11 protein-coding genes are annotated in these 14056 nt (G+C 60.6%); 5 read left to right on the top strand and 6 right to left on the bottom strand.

The annotated features are described in order from the left end of the window. The first annotated feature begins 79 nt into the window (after positions 1 to 79). A complete protein-coding gene (locus CKW26_RS09010) occupies positions 80 to 1405 on the top strand; it encodes an APC family permease (RefSeq protein ID WP_095048310.1) in 1326 nt (441 codons plus the stop codon). A gap of 3 nt (positions 1406 to 1408) precedes the next feature. Here CKW26_RS09010 and CKW26_RS09005 read toward each other — a convergent pair whose 3' ends face one another. From CKW26_RS09005 to CKW26_RS08985, 5 genes are read right to left on the bottom strand one after another with little or no spacing between them, the layout of a single operon-like run. Further along, positions 1409 to 2812 carry an ATP-binding protein gene (locus tag CKW26_RS09005; RefSeq protein WP_095048309.1) on the bottom strand — a complete coding sequence of 468 codons (1404 nt, stop codon included), beginning with the start codon at positions 2810 to 2812 and terminating at the stop codon, positions 1409 to 1411. Beyond that, positions 2809 to 4623: a DAHL domain-containing protein gene (locus CKW26_RS09000; RefSeq protein ID WP_095048308.1), complete on the bottom strand. Its 1815-nt coding sequence runs from the start codon at positions 4621 to 4623 to the stop codon at positions 2809 to 2811. The genes CKW26_RS09005 and CKW26_RS09000 overlap by 4 nt, the downstream gene beginning before the upstream one ends. Next, a complete protein-coding gene (locus CKW26_RS08995) occupies positions 4620 to 5573 on the bottom strand; it encodes a cytochrome-c peroxidase (protein WP_095048393.1) in 954 nt (317 codons plus the stop codon). The genes CKW26_RS09000 and CKW26_RS08995 overlap by 4 nt, the downstream gene beginning before the upstream one ends. A gap of 40 nt (positions 5574 to 5613) precedes the next feature. Further along, a complete protein-coding gene (locus CKW26_RS08990; protein WP_095048307.1) occupies positions 5614 to 7488 on the bottom strand; it encodes a bifunctional diguanylate cyclase/phosphodiesterase in 1875 nt (624 codons plus the stop codon). After that, entirely contained in the window at positions 7485 to 9743 is a 2259-nt protein-coding gene (locus CKW26_RS08985) for an EAL domain-containing protein (protein ID WP_177409235.1), read from the bottom strand. Before CKW26_RS08985 ends, CKW26_RS08990 begins: the two co-directional genes overlap by 4 nt. Before the next feature lie 252 nt (positions 9744 to 9995). Between CKW26_RS08985 and CKW26_RS08980 the strand changes: the two genes are divergently transcribed. From CKW26_RS08980 to CKW26_RS08965, 4 genes are all read left to right on the top strand, one after another. Further along, complete coding sequence (locus CKW26_RS08980) at positions 9996 to 11357, top strand: HD domain-containing phosphohydrolase (RefSeq protein WP_095048305.1); 1362 nt, start codon at positions 9996 to 9998, stop codon at positions 11355 to 11357. Positions 11358 to 11424: 67 nt separating this feature from the next. Next, complete coding sequence (locus CKW26_RS08975) at positions 11425 to 11859, top strand: NUDIX domain-containing protein (RefSeq protein ID WP_095048304.1); 435 nt, start codon at positions 11425 to 11427, stop codon at positions 11857 to 11859. Positions 11860 to 11882: 23 nt separating this feature from the next. Further along, a complete protein-coding gene (locus tag CKW26_RS08970; protein ID WP_093430595.1) occupies positions 11883 to 12521 on the top strand; it encodes a LysE family translocator in 639 nt (212 codons plus the stop codon). Between the two features lie 2 nt (positions 12522 to 12523). Then, entirely contained in the window at positions 12524 to 13021 is a 498-nt protein-coding gene (locus CKW26_RS08965; RefSeq protein WP_095048303.1) for a GNAT family N-acetyltransferase, read from the top strand. Between the two features lie 110 nt (positions 13022 to 13131). On the opposite strand, the gene metR is transcribed toward CKW26_RS08965, so the two are convergent. After that, a complete protein-coding gene (gene metR, locus CKW26_RS08960) occupies positions 13132 to 14049 on the bottom strand; it encodes a transcriptional regulator MetR (RefSeq protein WP_007916739.1) in 918 nt (305 codons plus the stop codon). Positions 14050 to 14056 lie beyond the last annotated feature (7 nt).

The raw sequence follows: 14056 nt of genomic DNA, 5'->3' as shown, positions 1-14056 counted from the left end.
GGAACGATCAGCCACACCCGAAAACATTCGCCGAACCCGGCTCTGCCATAAATCCAATAACATTCGGAGTAAGTCGCCCATGGCTCGTTTGCAACGCACCCTTTCATTAGGGTCGGTGGTGCTGTTCGGCATCGCCTACATGACGCCGATCATTGTCCTCGGCACCTTCGGCATCCTCGCCCAGTCCACCGCCGGCATGGTGCCTGCCGCGTATCTGGCGGCGCTGGTGGCGATGTTCTTCACCGCTATGAGTTACGGGCGCATGGCCGCTGCATTCCCCGTCGCCGGTTCCGCCTATAGCTACGTGCGCAAGGCAATCAGCCCGAAACTCGGCTTCATCGCCGGTTGGGCGGTGTTGCTCGATTACCTGTTCCTGCCCATGGCGATCTGGCTGATCGGTGCGGCGTATCTGGCCTCGGCATTCCCGTCGATCCCGCAATGGATCTGGGTGCTGGCCTTCATCGGCATCACCAGCGCGATCAATATCATTGGCCTGAAACTGGCCAACGGCATCAACGCCTTGCTGATGCTGGTGCAGTTTCTGGTGCTGATCGCTTTCGTCGCGCTGTGCGTGCATTACATCGGTGGCGATGCGAACACGCCGTTGTGGTCGATCAAACCGTTCTTCAACGGCGACATGCAGATGCCGCTGATCATGAGCGGCGCGGCCATCGCCTGCTACTCGTTCCTCGGCTTCGATGCGGTCAGCACGCTGACCGAAGAAACCCGCGATCCACGCCGCACCATCCCGCGCGCGATCATGTTGATCACCTTGATCGGCGGGCTGATCTTCGTTGGCGTTTCATACTTTGTGCAGATCGCCCATCCATCGTTCCAGTTCGACAGCGTCGACTCCGCCGCCTATGAAATCGCGCGCAATATCGGCGGCGATCTTTTCGTCTCGATCTTCCTCATCGGCCTGATTGTCGGTCAGTTCGCCTCGGGGCTGTCGGCGCAAGCCAGTGGCTCTCGGCTGCTGTTCGCCATGGGCCGCGACGGCGTGTTGCCCAAGTCGTTCTTCGGCACTTTGCACGCGCGCTTCGGCACACCGGTCAACAGCATCCTGCTCTGCGCCGTGGTGGCGTTACTGGCACTTAAACTCGACGTGACCACCTCGACCTCGTTCATTAACTTCGGCGCGTTTCTGGCGTTCAGCCTGGTCAATCTCTCGGTGATCTTTCATTACTGGATCGGCGGCGAGAAAAAGGGACTGCGTGAGATGGTGCTGTTTTTGCTCTTCCCGTTCATTGGTCTGGTGGCGGATTTATGGCTGATGGTCAGTCTTGATCACTTGGCGGTGTATCTGGGCTTGAGCTGGCTGGCGATCGGCGTGGTTTATCTTGCCGTGCTCACCGGTGGCTTCCGTCGCCAGCCGCCGGAGATGGATTTTCAGGAAGCCACTTGAGGCTCAGGCAGCGGGCCGGTTCTGGCGCATCGGCAACTCGATGCGAAAGGTCGTGCCCACCCCCGGTTTGCTGCGTACCGAAATGTCGCCACCGTGCTTTTTCACAATGCCGTAGGACAGGGACAGGCCAAGCCCGGTGCCCTGGCCGACGGGTTTGGTGGTGAAGAACGGATCGAAGATTTTCTGCAGGATCTCCGGCGCAATCCCCGCGCCGGTGTCCGCGACTTCCACCCACGCCGTGTCTTGTTGTTGCCCGGTGCGCAAGGTGATGGTGCCGCGTTCGGGGCCCATGGCCTGCGCCGCATTGACCACCAGATTCATGATCACCTGATTGATTTGCGACGGCAGGCATTCGATGTCCGGCAGGGGCTGGTACTCCTTGATCAGGTCGGCCTTGTACTTGAGTTCACTGGCGACAATGTTCAGGGTCGACTCGATGCCTTGTTGCAGATTGGCCCACTGCCATTGCTGCTGGCTATCGACCCGGGAGAAATCCTTCAGGTCCTTGACGATCTGCCCGACCCGGCCAATGCCTTCCTTGGATTCGCGGATCAGCACCGGAATGTCTTCGAGGAGAAAATCCAGATCGGCGTCTTTGCGCAATTGCTCAAGCCGCGCCACGGATTCGCTGTCTGGTATTGGCCCAAGCGTCTGCCAGGCATCGAGTACGCTGAGCAATTGTTTGAAGTAGCCGTCGAGGGTGCCGAGGTTGGAGGAGATGAAGCCGATCGGGTTGTTGATTTCATGGGCCACGCCCGCCGCCATTTGCCCCAGTGAGGCGAGTTTTTCCGACTGTACCAGCTGACTTTCCAGTTGCTTGCGCTCATCGATTTCCCGTTGCAGGTCTTCGCTGGCCTGCTTGAACTGGGCGGTGCGCTGATCGACCAGATGTTCCAGGTGATGCATTTGCAATGACGCGCGTTCGGTCATCTGCCACTTGGTCAGCAGGGTGTTGGCCATCTGCTGCACTTCGATGTTGTCGAACGGCTTCTTCAGAATCAGCAAGCGGTCATGCGCCTGCAGACGCTCCAGCAGTTCATCCCAGGAATAATCCGAGTAGGCGGTGCAGACCACCACTTGCAACTGTGGATCCTGCTGCCACAGATGCTCGATGGTTTTCGCGCCGTCCCAGCCGTCGGGCATGCGCATGTCGACAAAGGCCAGCGCATAGGGGCGTTGTTCCGCCAAGGCCTGATTCAGCTTGCCCAGACCTTCCTCGCCGCCATAGGCCGAGTCCAGCTCGAACGGCGGACGTTCGGCGCGCACCTGAGCGCCGAACAGTGCTGCTTCCATCTCGTCCAGTTCCACCGACTGCGCCGCCGGCGGCGCGAGAATCTTGCGAAAGTCTTCATGGATCGACGGCATGTCGTCGATCAGCAGAATGCGGCGGTTCGACAGCTCGCTCATGCGCTCTCCGTGACGCTGATCAGGGGGATCTGCAAGGTGAATAATGCACCCTGGCCCGGGCCGTCGCTGTGCGCGGTGAGGTGGCCGTTCATCTCGATGGCGGCCAGGGCGCAGCTGTGCAGACCGAAACCGTGGCCTTCCTTGCGGGTGGTAAAACCGTGGGCAAAGATCCGCGTCATGTTTTCCGCGGCGATGCCTTCGCCGTCGTCCTTGACGCTGATTTCAAGGAAGTTGTCATCGACAATTTTGACCGCCAGGGTCATGGTGCGTGGGCGGTTGCTGAGGTCGGACATGGCGTATTTAGCGTTGCTGATGAGGTTGATCAGGATCAGCAGCAAACGGTGTTTGTCGCCCATCACCTGCGGCACGTCAGCGTACTCCCGGACCACCGTGACGTGGTGCCGGGTGAGTGCCCCGGCGTTCATGCGCAACGCGTCTTCGAGCAATTCGTTGATGAACAGCGGTTCGGTCATGCTGTTGGCGCCGGCATAGGATTGCTGGGTGGCGACGATGTCTTTGATGTGGTCGACGCTTTTGTTCATCTGGTTCAACTCGTCGAGCATTTCCTGCTGTTCCTGGGTAATGGCGACCGCCAATTGGTTGAGGTAGCCGGGGAGCAATTTGCCCTTGGCGTCTTCGCTGAGGAACACGCCGAGTTCATCCGGGTGTTCGTTGATCAATTGCATGGCCTTGCCCAGGCCTTGGGCCTTGCTGTTGCGCAGCTTGCGCGTGATCAGGTCGCTGGAAATGTTCACGCTATTGAGCACGTTGCCGACGTTGTGCAGCACATTGGTGGCGATTTCCGCCATGCCGGCCTGACGTGCCGCGTCGAGCAGTTCGCTCTGGGCGTCCCGCAGTTCCCGGGTGCGTTCTTCGACTCTTTGTTCCAGTGCATCGTTGGCGGTTTGCAGGGCGTTATTGACCCGGTTGATCTCGGCGAAACTACCGATCAAACGGATGGCCAGCCACACCAGCGACAACACCAGCAAGACCGAAAACAACAGCAGGTAGAAGTGGTACTGCCGGTCGACCTGATCGGCGCGCTGCTGATCGCGATCGAGCATGGTGGTGATGTTGTCGAGGCTGTCGGCCACGGGGATGTTTTCGATGCTTTCGAGCAACTGATTGACCACAGGCTGCTCGCGCGCAATCAGCGAAATATGGCTGCTCATGATTCTGATCGGGGCCTGAAACGCGAGCGGCAGGCGTTGTGCATTGACCTTCAGTTTGTTCAGGCCGACCTCGATGTCGGCGGCCCGGTCGTCGGAGGTGACCTGGGCGAATTCGAGGGCGCTGAGCAGCAGGTCGTAGGTGTCGGTGGTGATGTTTTGCAGCTGCAATTTATCGAAGTCAGACAGGCTGGCCAGTTGCTGTTGGATGTCGTCTTCAGCGGTGGGCAAAAAAGCCAGGGAGTTGCGTAACAGCGCGTTGTGCGATTTGAACTGTTCGACCAGACGGGTCTTTTCCTGCATCGCCTGCAGGAAGCTTTCGTGAGCATCGTTCCATTGCGTCGAGTCGTTGCGCCCATGCCCGGACTCGATCTCGTCGAAGCGCGCCCAGAGCCGGTTCATCTCATTCATCGGTGACACCAGCGGATCGTAGTTGTGGGTCAGCGCCACCCTGGCCTTGAGGATCTCGTTCTCCCACTGCGAATTCTGCTGTTTGATCTGCCGGATCAGATCCCGCGATTCGGTGTACGTCATGCTCTGGTCAGAGCTCGACTTGAAGTACAGGAACAGCAGGATCGAGGCCAGCGCCAGGGCCACCAGGGTCAGCAACAACAGGCTGCGTCGCCGCGAAATGTTGATCATGGCTGGACTTCCCGTTGGCCGGTCAGGGTTGTGAGAAACAGCATGATCAGCCGTTTATCCTCAGCGCTTGGCATGCGCCCCAACTGATACTGGAACATCACATCCACAGCGCGTTCGAGGGTGGGCGCCGAGCCGTCGTGAAAGTATGGCGCGGTGATCGCGACATTGCGCAGGCTCGGCACCTTGAACACCGCCCGGTCTGCTTCGTCGGCGGTGACGTTGAAGCGGCCTTGGTCGGCCACGGTCGGGTTGCCACGATCGGCAATGTAATCGCCGAACACGCCGAATTTCTGGAACATGTTGCCACCGATGTTGACCCCCTGATGGCAGGCAATGCAGCCGTACTCCTTGAAGCGCTGGTAACCGTACTTTTCCTCCAGGGTGAGGATGTCGGTATTGCCCTGCAGGTATTGATCGAAGCGTGAATTGGGCGTCAGCAAGGTGCGTTCGAAACTGGCCAGCGCTTGCTGGACGTTGGCCTGGGTTACGCCGTCCGGGTAGGTGGCGGCGAAATCGCGACGGTAATCGGGGTCGTTGCCGATGCGTTCGATTACGGTGCGCCAGTCGCTGCCCATTTCATGGGGGCTGGTGATGACGACGTTGCTTTGTTCCTCCAGCGTTTTAACGCGGCCATCCCAGAACTGGCGGAAGTTGAGGGCTGCGTTGAACACGGTCGGTGTGTTGACGGCCACCGGTTTACCGTCGAAGCCCAGTGACAAGGCGCGGCTGTCGGCACCGTTCTTGTCGAGTTGATGGCAGCTGGCACAGGACAGCGTGTTGTTGATCGACAAACGTGGCTCGTGGAATAGCCGTCGACCGAGTTCCACGCGCCGGGGATCCTGCTGCGGTATCGCGGGCAACGGTTTGAGCGGCTCGTCCAGCGGCTCGGCACTGGCGCCGATACAGACTCCGTACAGCAGCAACGCGACGGCGTGATGGAAAAGGCTCATCGGCATTTGTCTCCCTGACTCAAGGCCGGTTTCACAGTGATCATTCAATCGTCCAGGGCGCGGGTTGCGTACCGGCCAGCAACCGCGCAAATGCGTCTGCGGGTAGGGCTTCGCTGAAAAAGTAGCCCTGGCCTTCTTCGCAGTGATGGGCCTTGAGAAAGGCCAGTTGGTCAGCGGTTTCGATGCCTTCGGCGATGACGTCCAGTTCCAGACTCTTGCCCAGGTTGATGATGGCGCTCACCAGCGCGGCATCGTTGCGGTCGTTGCACAGGTTGCGAATGAACGATTGGTCGATCTTCAGCACATCGATGGGAAATCGCCTCAAGTAGCTCAGGCTGGAATAGCCGGTGCCGAAGTCATCAATGGCCAGACGCGTGCCCAGCGTTTTCAGGCGATTGAGCGCCGTCATCGTCGCCTCGACGTTTTGCATCAGCACGCCTTCGGTGATTTCCAGCTCCAGCCATTCGGGGGCCAGACCTGTCTGTTCCAGGACGCACTCGATGCTAGCGACGAAGTCACGCTGGCGAAAATCGATGGGTGAAGTGTTGACCGACATGCGGATCGGCGGCAGTCCGGCCAGTTGCCAGGCACGGGTCTGACGACAAGCTTCAGCCAGCACCCATTTGCTCAACGGCACGATCAGGCCGCTGTCCTCGGCCACCGGTATGAAGTCCGACGGATAGACCCAGCCATGCCCGGGTTTCTGCCAGCGCAGCAGTGCTTCGGCACCCACCACTTTGGCACTGCGCAGGTCGACTTTCGGCTGATAGTGCAGGACGAATTCATGCGCCTGCAGGGCGCGGCGAATGCCCGACTCGATGCTGTGCTGCTCCCGGGCGTGCTGGTTCATGGCTTCGATGAAAAAGCCGATGTTGTCAGGCCCCTGCTCCTTGACGTTGCGCATCGCGGTCTCGGCTTTCTTGATCAGCTCGGTGGCTTCGAGGCCGTCTTCGGGGTAGACGCTGATGCCGACGCTGGCGGTGACGCTGACGTCGTGGCCGGCAATCGTCTGCGGCAGGCGAATGGCGGCGAGGAGTTTTTCCGCGATGCCGTGGGTTTGCTGAGGGTGGTTGATGTCGCCGAGGATCACCACGAACTCATCGGAACCGTAGCGAAACACCGAGTCCGAATCGCGCACGCAGGACAACAGTTGTCGGGCGACCCGTTTGAGCATCTCGTCACCCGCCGGATGGCCCAGCGCATTGTTGATGCGCTTGAAGCGATCCAGACCGAGAAACATCACCACCAATTGTTTGTCATGCCGTCGGCACACGGCCATGGCCTGACTCAGGCGATCACCGAGCAAGGTGCTGTTGGGCAGCTCCGTGAGGCTGTCGTATTGCAGCAGGTGCGAGACCTTGAGCAGTTCGTGCACCCGCGCCTCGATGGTCCGCTCAAGGCTGAGCATCTTCAGCGCCGCGTCCTGCGCCAGTTGCCATTTCCAGGTCAGGGCATTGGCCATCTGACGGATTTCCAGACTGTCGAACGGCTTTTTCAAGATCAGCAACTGATCGCCGAACTCCAGCCGTTCGGCCATCGCTTCCCAGCTGTAGTCGCTGTACGCCGTGCACAAGGCGATTTGCAGGTTCGGGTCGACACGCCACAGTTGCTCGATGGTTTCCAGGCCATCCCAGCCGGGCGGCATGCGCATGTCGATAAAGGCGAGGGCGTAGGGATTGCCACTGGCCAGTGCGCGATTGACCAGTGCCAGCGCTTCCTGGCCTTGATAGGCGGAGTCGAGCTGGAAGCTCAGGTGCGGCGTCTGCTGGCTGCCGAACAGCGTCTGCTCCAGTTGCTGCAAATCGACGGCGTCCGCCACCTGCGGGGCGAGGATCTTGCGAAAGTCATCGTGGATCGCCGGCGTGTCATCGATGATCAGGATGCGCCGGTTGGTCTGCGGAAAAGGCGTTTTCATGCCTCGTCCTCCTTTGGCGCCAGACGGCAACTGTCCTTGAGCAAATGCCCGGCTTGTTCGGCGCTGACCGCTGCGCTGAAATACATGCCCCGGGCGCTGGGCAGCGGGGGCGCGGTGGGGGGCGTGCACGGTTGATCCGACGATGGCTGGCCTTCGGCAATGATGTCGATGTCCAGATCGCGGGCGAAGTTGACGATCGCGCGCAGGGCGTTGGCACTGGCGACATCGTGGGCGGCACTGTCGACGAAACTCTGCGCCAGTTTGAGGTGATTGACCCGGTAGGTTTTCAGGTAGTCGAACGAGGAGTATTCGGTGCCGAAATCATCGATGGCGATGCTCACGCCCAGTTCACGCAGGCGCGGCAACGCGTCGTTGTGCGTCCACTTGGTCTGGGCCAGTGTGGCCTCGGTGACATCGAAACGCAGGTCCCAAGGGGCGAGTTCCCAACGGGCGGTGGTGCGCAGCACGTTGTAGATCAGCTCGGGGCCGCTCTTGAGTTGGGCCAGCGAAAGTTTGATCGCCATTACGGGCGGCGCGACGCCTTCGTTACGCCACAGATGCATCTGGTGGCAGGCGTGATCCAGCACCCAACGCCCGAGCGGAATGATTGCGCCGGTTTTCTCTGCAATCGGCACGAAGTCGCAGGCCTGCAGCAGGCCGCGACTAGGATGCTGCCAGAGGACTTGTACCTCCATGCCGAGAATCCTGCCGCTGTGCAGATCGACCTCCGGCGCATAGCGCAGCATCAGCTCATTGCCCTCGAGGGCGGTCATCAATTCGCTGACCAGAGTCATGCGTTCGGCCACTTCCCGAGAGATTTCCTCGGAGTGGAAGTGGTACTGGTTGCGGCCCATTTCCTTGGCGCGGTACAGCGCCATGTCGGCTTGCCCGAGCAGCGCGTCGGCATCGAGGCTGAGGTCGCTGTAACTGCTGATGCCGATGCTCACCGAAATATGCAGCGCATTACCGGCCAGGTGGTAGGGCGCCAGCAGCGTGTCGCGAATCTTGGCGGCCATCGCGGCCGATTGGGTCGGGTCGCTGACGTCCAGTTGCAGGATCGCGAACTCGTCGCCGCCCAGGCGCGCCACCACGTCACTTTCCCGTACGCCGGACTTGATGCGCCGGGCGACTTCCTGCAGCAGCAGGTCGCCCACCGGGTGGCCCAAGGTGTCATTGATCCGCTTGAAATGGTCGAGGTCCAGATAGAACACCGCAAACGGCATGGCACCCCGTCGCGCGGCGGCAAACGCCTGATGCAGGCGTTCGATCAGTGTGGCGCGATTGGCCAGGCCCGTCAGGCCGTCGGAGCGCGCCAGCAAGGCCAGTTTTTCCTCGGCCAGGCGGCGTTCGGTGATGTCGAGGATGATGCCTTCGACTTCCAGAAGTCGGCCGTCCTGATCGCGCACCGGGATGTAGCGGTTTTCCACCCAGCGCCAGGTACCCTGGCCGGTGCGCATGCGGAATTCGATGGATGCGCCCGACGCATGCCGATCCAGCACCCGGGCCATGGCCGCATCGACGTTCGCCTGATCGTCCGGATGAATCAGTGCCTGCGCCCAGTCGGGCGAACCCACCAGGTCGGCGGCGACATGGCCGTAACGGGTGATGTTGTGGGAGATGTACATCAGCGCAAACGAGGGTTCGCCGCGCAAACGGTAAAGAATCGTCGGGCTGTTCTGCACGATCACATTGGCGTCGGACAGCTCCCGGGTGCGTTCCTGCACCGCAGCTTCTAGCAGGCTCATCTTCAGTTCGGCGTCTTCGGTCATCTGCCATTTGACTGTGAGGGCGCTGGCCATCTGGCGGATCTCGATGGCGTCGAAGGGCTTTTTCAAAATCAGCAAGCGGTCGTTCAGTGCCAGACGCCGGTCGATGTCTTCCCAGGAATAATCGGAATAGGCCGTGCACAGCGCAACTTGCAGCTTGGGGTCGACTTGCCACAGCCGTTCAATGGTCTCCAGGCCATCCCAGCCCGGTGGCATGCGCATGTCGATGAAGGCCATGGCGTAGGGGCGGTTTTCTGCCAGCGCGGCCTCAAGTTTTTCCAGGGCTTCGCGGCCCTGAAACGCCGAATCCAGTTCGAAATGTTGGGTTTGCGGTGCGGACGGCGTGCCGAACAGCAGGCTCTCGGTTTCGCCCAAACCATCGACACCGGGGATGACCGGGCTGAGAATCTTGGCGAAATCGCCATGGATCGCTGGGCTGTCGTCAACGATCAGCACGCGGCGATTGATGTGCACGGTTGGCGCTGTCATGCCGCGCCACCCGTGGGGAGGCATGCTGTGGTGATCCGGGGCATCCTTTTCCCTCGCCATTTGCCTGTTTGTATCAGCCGATGGAGTCTTGCGCTGTCTTCAGCATAGTCGGCTCCCCGGCACTGCGCTTTCGGCCCCGGACAAAGATCGGCGTGGATGCCGGCCAAAATCATCTAGCCTTGGACTCAGGCGCGGACCGGCGCAGTGTTGGCTCGGTGCGTCGTAATTTCCCTGTTTGCTTGAGGCCATGCCATGGAAGAGCCATCCGCGCCGCTGCCGGCGCATCGACCCACAGTGCTGCTGGTCGATGACGAGGAGTCGATCCTCAACAGCCTGCGCCGCCTGTTACGCGGCCAACCCTACGATCTTCTGTTGGCCACCAGCGGCGCTCAGGCGCTGGAGATCCTCGCGCAGCAGCCGGTGAACCTGGTGATGAGCGATGCGCGGATGCCGGGCATGGACGGTGCTTCGTTGCTGGCGCATGTCCGTGAACGTTTTCCGGCGACGGCGCGGATCATGCTCACCGGCTATGCCGACCCGGCGGCGATCATCAAAGCCATCAATGACGGGCAGATTCACCGGTACATCAGCAAGCCGTGGAATGACGAAGAGCTGTTGCTGATTCTGCGCCAGTCCCTCGAACACCAGCATTCCGAGCAGGAGCGCCAACGGCTGGAGCGCTTGACCCGAGTGCAGAACGATCAGCTCAAACTGCTTAACAGCACTTTGGAAAAGCATGTCGCAGCGCGCACCGCCGAACTGCAGCAGACCGCCGACATGCTTGATCTGGCGTACGAAGAGCTCAAGCACAGCTACGTTACCGGCACCGAAGTGTTCTCGCTGCTGGCCAATTTGCGCTTGCCACCTGCCAAACAGACCAACCGGCAGATCATCGAACTGGTGCGCAGCTACTGCAAACAGCATGGGCTGGACGAGGCCACCAGCCGTGATCTGACCATGGCTGCGGCGCTGTACAACATTGGCAAACTGAGCTGGACCGACGCGATGATGACCACGCCCTCGGATCTGCTGCGCCATACCGAACGCGAGCGTTATCGCAGCTATCCGAAGCAGAGCGAATCGTTGCTCATGACCCTGGACCCGATGAAGGATGCGGCGCGTCTGATCCTGCATCATCAGGAGCGTTGGGACGGCAGCGGCTTTCCCGACCGGCTCAAGGGCGAGGGCATTCCGTTCGGCTCACGCTTGCTGAAACTGGCGGTGGATTTCGTCGAGTTGCAGCGCGGTCTGATCCTTGAGCGGCAGATGAACAGCGATGAAGCGCTGCTGTACCTGCGCCAGTACGCCGGACGTTTGTACGATCCCGATCTGGTCGAGGATTTCATTCAGGTGTGTGCCGCGTTCCTCAGCGACGTAACGCTGGCCGATCCGTCGGTCAAGGTGCTGTCCACTCGGGATCTGGCGGCGGGAATGATTCTGGCGCGCAACCTCAATGCCGATAACGGCATGCTGCTGCTCAATGCCGGCAAGGTGCTCAGCGCGCTGTTGGTGGAAAAGCTGATTGCGTTTGAAGCCATGGAGGGCGGCAAGTACACGATTTTCGTCAAGGTGCCGGAGGAGGTTGAAGCCACGCTCAAGGCGCAGGGGGAATGATCGGTGAGGTGACGTCATTGGGCCGGGCATGGGATCCTTGCGGTTTTTCCAGGCCGGTGGCTGATCCATGACTTGTGCATCCGTTGTCTCTGCAAACCTCATTCGTATAGCCGCCGCGCTGTTGCTCAATCCCGCAGGCCAGACTCTGTTGGTGCGCAAGCGCGGCACTACGGCGTTCATGCAACCGGGCGGCAAGATCGAGGCGCACGAGTTGCCGGTGCACGCGCTGGCCCGCGAGCTGGAAGAAGAGCTGGGCTTGCAGATCGATCCGGCGCAGGCGGCTTTTCTCGGCCAGTTCTCGGCGCCTGCGGCCAACGAGCCGGGGTGTGTCGTGCAGGCCGAGATCTTTCAACTGACGATCGAGGCCGACGTCACGCCGGCGGCGGAAATCGAAGAAGTGATCTGGGTCGATCCGGCCACTGATCCTGCTGTGGTTCTGGCGCCATTGACACGTGACCTGATCCTGCCGTTTTATCGCAAGTCGCTGAACGCAATCGCCTGATCATCCACGCAAAGGACTTTGCCATGATCCCGCTTCAAGACTTGCTGATCTTCGCCGCTGCCGCATTGCTGATGGTGCTGACGCCGGGGCCGAACATGATCTATCTGATTTCGCGTTCGATCTGTCAGGGACGCAAGGCCGGGGTCACGTCGTTGCTCGGTGTGGTCAGTGGATTCTTTGTGCATATGTTCGCCGCGGCGGCGGGATTGACTGCGGTGTTTCTGGCAGTGCCGATGGCCTATGAAGTGCTGAAGTGGGCCGGTGCGCTGTACCTGCTGTGGCTGGCCTGGCAAGCAGTGAAACCCGGTGCGCGCTCACCGTTCGAGGCGCAGCAATTGCCGCCGGACTCGTCGCGAAAGCTGATCACCATGGGCTTTCTCACCAGCGCGCTGAACCCGAAAATCGCCGTGTTCTACCTCTCGGTGTTTCCGCAGTTCATCTCCCCTGAACACGGCTCGGTGTTCACCCAAAGCATCATTCTCGGCCTGACCCAGATCAGCGTCAGTTTCTGCGTCAATTTGCTGATCGCGCTGTTCGCGGCGGGCATCGCTTCGTGGTTTGTGCGTAACCCGACGTGGCTGGCACTGCAGCGTTATTTCATGGGCTTCGTCCTCGGCGGCCTCGCTGTGCGGCTGATGCTTGAGCAACGCAGGACGGCGTGAACATGTGGATCGAACGGCTGGACGCCAGTCATGCCCTGGCTTACCGCGAACTGATGCTCGAAGCCTATGACCGCCATCCGCAGGCGTTCACTTCCAGTGTTCGCGAACGCGCGGTGATGCCATTGAGCTGGTGGGAAGGGCGCCTGACCAGCAAGCTCGATGTGGTGCTTGGCGCGTTTGAAGCCGGCGCGCTGGCCGGCATCGTCGGCCTGGCCTTTGAACCGCGCGAGAAGGCCCGCCACAAGGCCACGTTGTTCGGCATGTACGTCTCGGCGGATTTTCGCCAGCACGGTCTGGGCCATGAACTGGTACAGGCGGCCATTACCGAAGCGCAAAACCACCCGGCACTGAAACTGCTCCAGCTTACCGTTACCGCCGGCAATGACGCCGCGTTCAATCTCTACCAGCGCTGCGGCTTTATCCAGTTCGGCCTCGAACCGCTGGCGGTGCGGGTGAACGAAGATTATTTCGACAAGATCCACATGTGGCGTCAACTCTGATATTGCGCTGATCCCTGTGGGAGCGAGCCTGCTCGCGAAGGCAATCTGACAGTCACTATTTGTGTGTCTGATACATCGCTTTCGCGAGCAGGCTCGCTCCCACAAGTGACTCAGCGAACCGCGCTGACACCGTCCAGGGTCGAGAACGACGTGTCCTTCGCCGTCAGCAGAAAATCCCGCATGTACGGTGCATCGAGCATGTCGGTGCGAATCGCCGCGTACAACGTTGCGAACAAACCTTTTTCCCCCAGCCGTTTACCCTTCACGTAACCGCGCGAGCTGTATTCGTGCAGCGCCCAGTGCGGCATGCCACAGACGCCACGGCCGCTGGCGACCAGTTGCATCATCATCACCGTCAGTTCCGAAGTGCGCACCTGCGCCGGCTCGATGTCGGCCGGCTCCAGGAAGCGTGTGAAGATGTCGAGACGGTCGCGTTCCACCGGGTAGGTGATCAGCGTTTCCGTCAGCAAGTCTTCGGGGACGATGTACGGCTTGCTCGCCAGCGCATGCTGATTGGCCACGGCAAGCATGGCTTCGTAGGTGAACAGCGGTACATAGGTGATGCCGGCGATTTCCAGTGGATCGGAAGTCACCACCAGATCCAGATCGCCACGCGCCAGCGCCGGCAGCGGTGCGAAGGCGAAACCCGAAGCGAGATCGAGTTCGACTTCCGGCCAGGCATCGCGGAACTGGTCGATGGTCGGCATCAGCCACTGAAAGCAGCTGTGGCATTCGATGGCCATGTGCAAACGCCCGGCCGTACCACCGGCGAGACGGCCGATATCCCGCTCGGCGGCGCGCAACAGCGGCAGGGTTGCGTCAGCCAGTTGCAGCAAGCGCAAACCGGCGCTGGTGAACCGGACCGGTTTGGTCTTGCGCACGAACAACGCCATGCCCAGGCGTTCCTCAAGCTCCTTGAACTGGTGGGACAGCGCCGACTGCGTCAGGTGCAAACGGTCGGCGGCATCGACCAGGCTGTCGGCTTCACGCAAGGCGTGCAGGGTTTTCAGGTGACGGATTTCAAGCACCGAAGGC

This window comes from Pseudomonas sp. Irchel s3h9 (genome assembly GCF_900187475.1).
Classification (GTDB): domain Bacteria; phylum Pseudomonadota; class Gammaproteobacteria; order Pseudomonadales; family Pseudomonadaceae; genus Aquipseudomonas; species Aquipseudomonas neuropathica.
The sequence above is the reverse complement of the archived record's forward strand: the minus strand, read 5'-3'. Positions and strand labels throughout refer to the sequence as shown.

Bases quoted from the DNA above. Each gene is read 5' to 3' on its own strand.
- CKW26_RS08980 (WP_095048305.1), top strand. From the start codon at position 9,996: ATGGAAGAGCCATCCGCGCCGCTGCCGGCGCATCGACCCACAGTGCTG.
- CKW26_RS08970 (WP_093430595.1), top strand. From the start codon at position 11,883: ATGATCCCGCTTCAAGACTTGCTGATCTTCGCCGCTGCCGCATTGCTG.
- CKW26_RS08985 (WP_177409235.1), bottom strand. From the start codon at position 9,743: ATGACAGCGCCAACCGTGCACATCAATCGCCGCGTGCTGATCGTTGAC.
- CKW26_RS08965 (WP_095048303.1), top strand. From the start codon at position 12,524: ATGTGGATCGAACGGCTGGACGCCAGTCATGCCCTGGCTTACCGCGAA.
- CKW26_RS08995 (WP_095048393.1), bottom strand. From the start codon at position 5,573: ATGAGCCTTTTCCATCACGCCGTCGCGTTGCTGCTGTACGGAGTCTGT.
- CKW26_RS09000 (WP_095048308.1), bottom strand. From the start codon at position 4,623: ATGATCAACATTTCGCGGCGACGCAGCCTGTTGTTGCTGACCCTGGTG.
- CKW26_RS08975 (WP_095048304.1), top strand. From the start codon at position 11,425: ATGACTTGTGCATCCGTTGTCTCTGCAAACCTCATTCGTATAGCCGCC.
- CKW26_RS09010 (WP_095048310.1), top strand. From the start codon at position 80: ATGGCTCGTTTGCAACGCACCCTTTCATTAGGGTCGGTGGTGCTGTTC.
- CKW26_RS08990 (WP_095048307.1), bottom strand. From the start codon at position 7,488: ATGAAAACGCCTTTTCCGCAGACCAACCGGCGCATCCTGATCATCGAT.
- CKW26_RS09005 (WP_095048309.1), bottom strand. From the start codon at position 2,812: ATGAGCGAGCTGTCGAACCGCCGCATTCTGCTGATCGACGACATGCCG.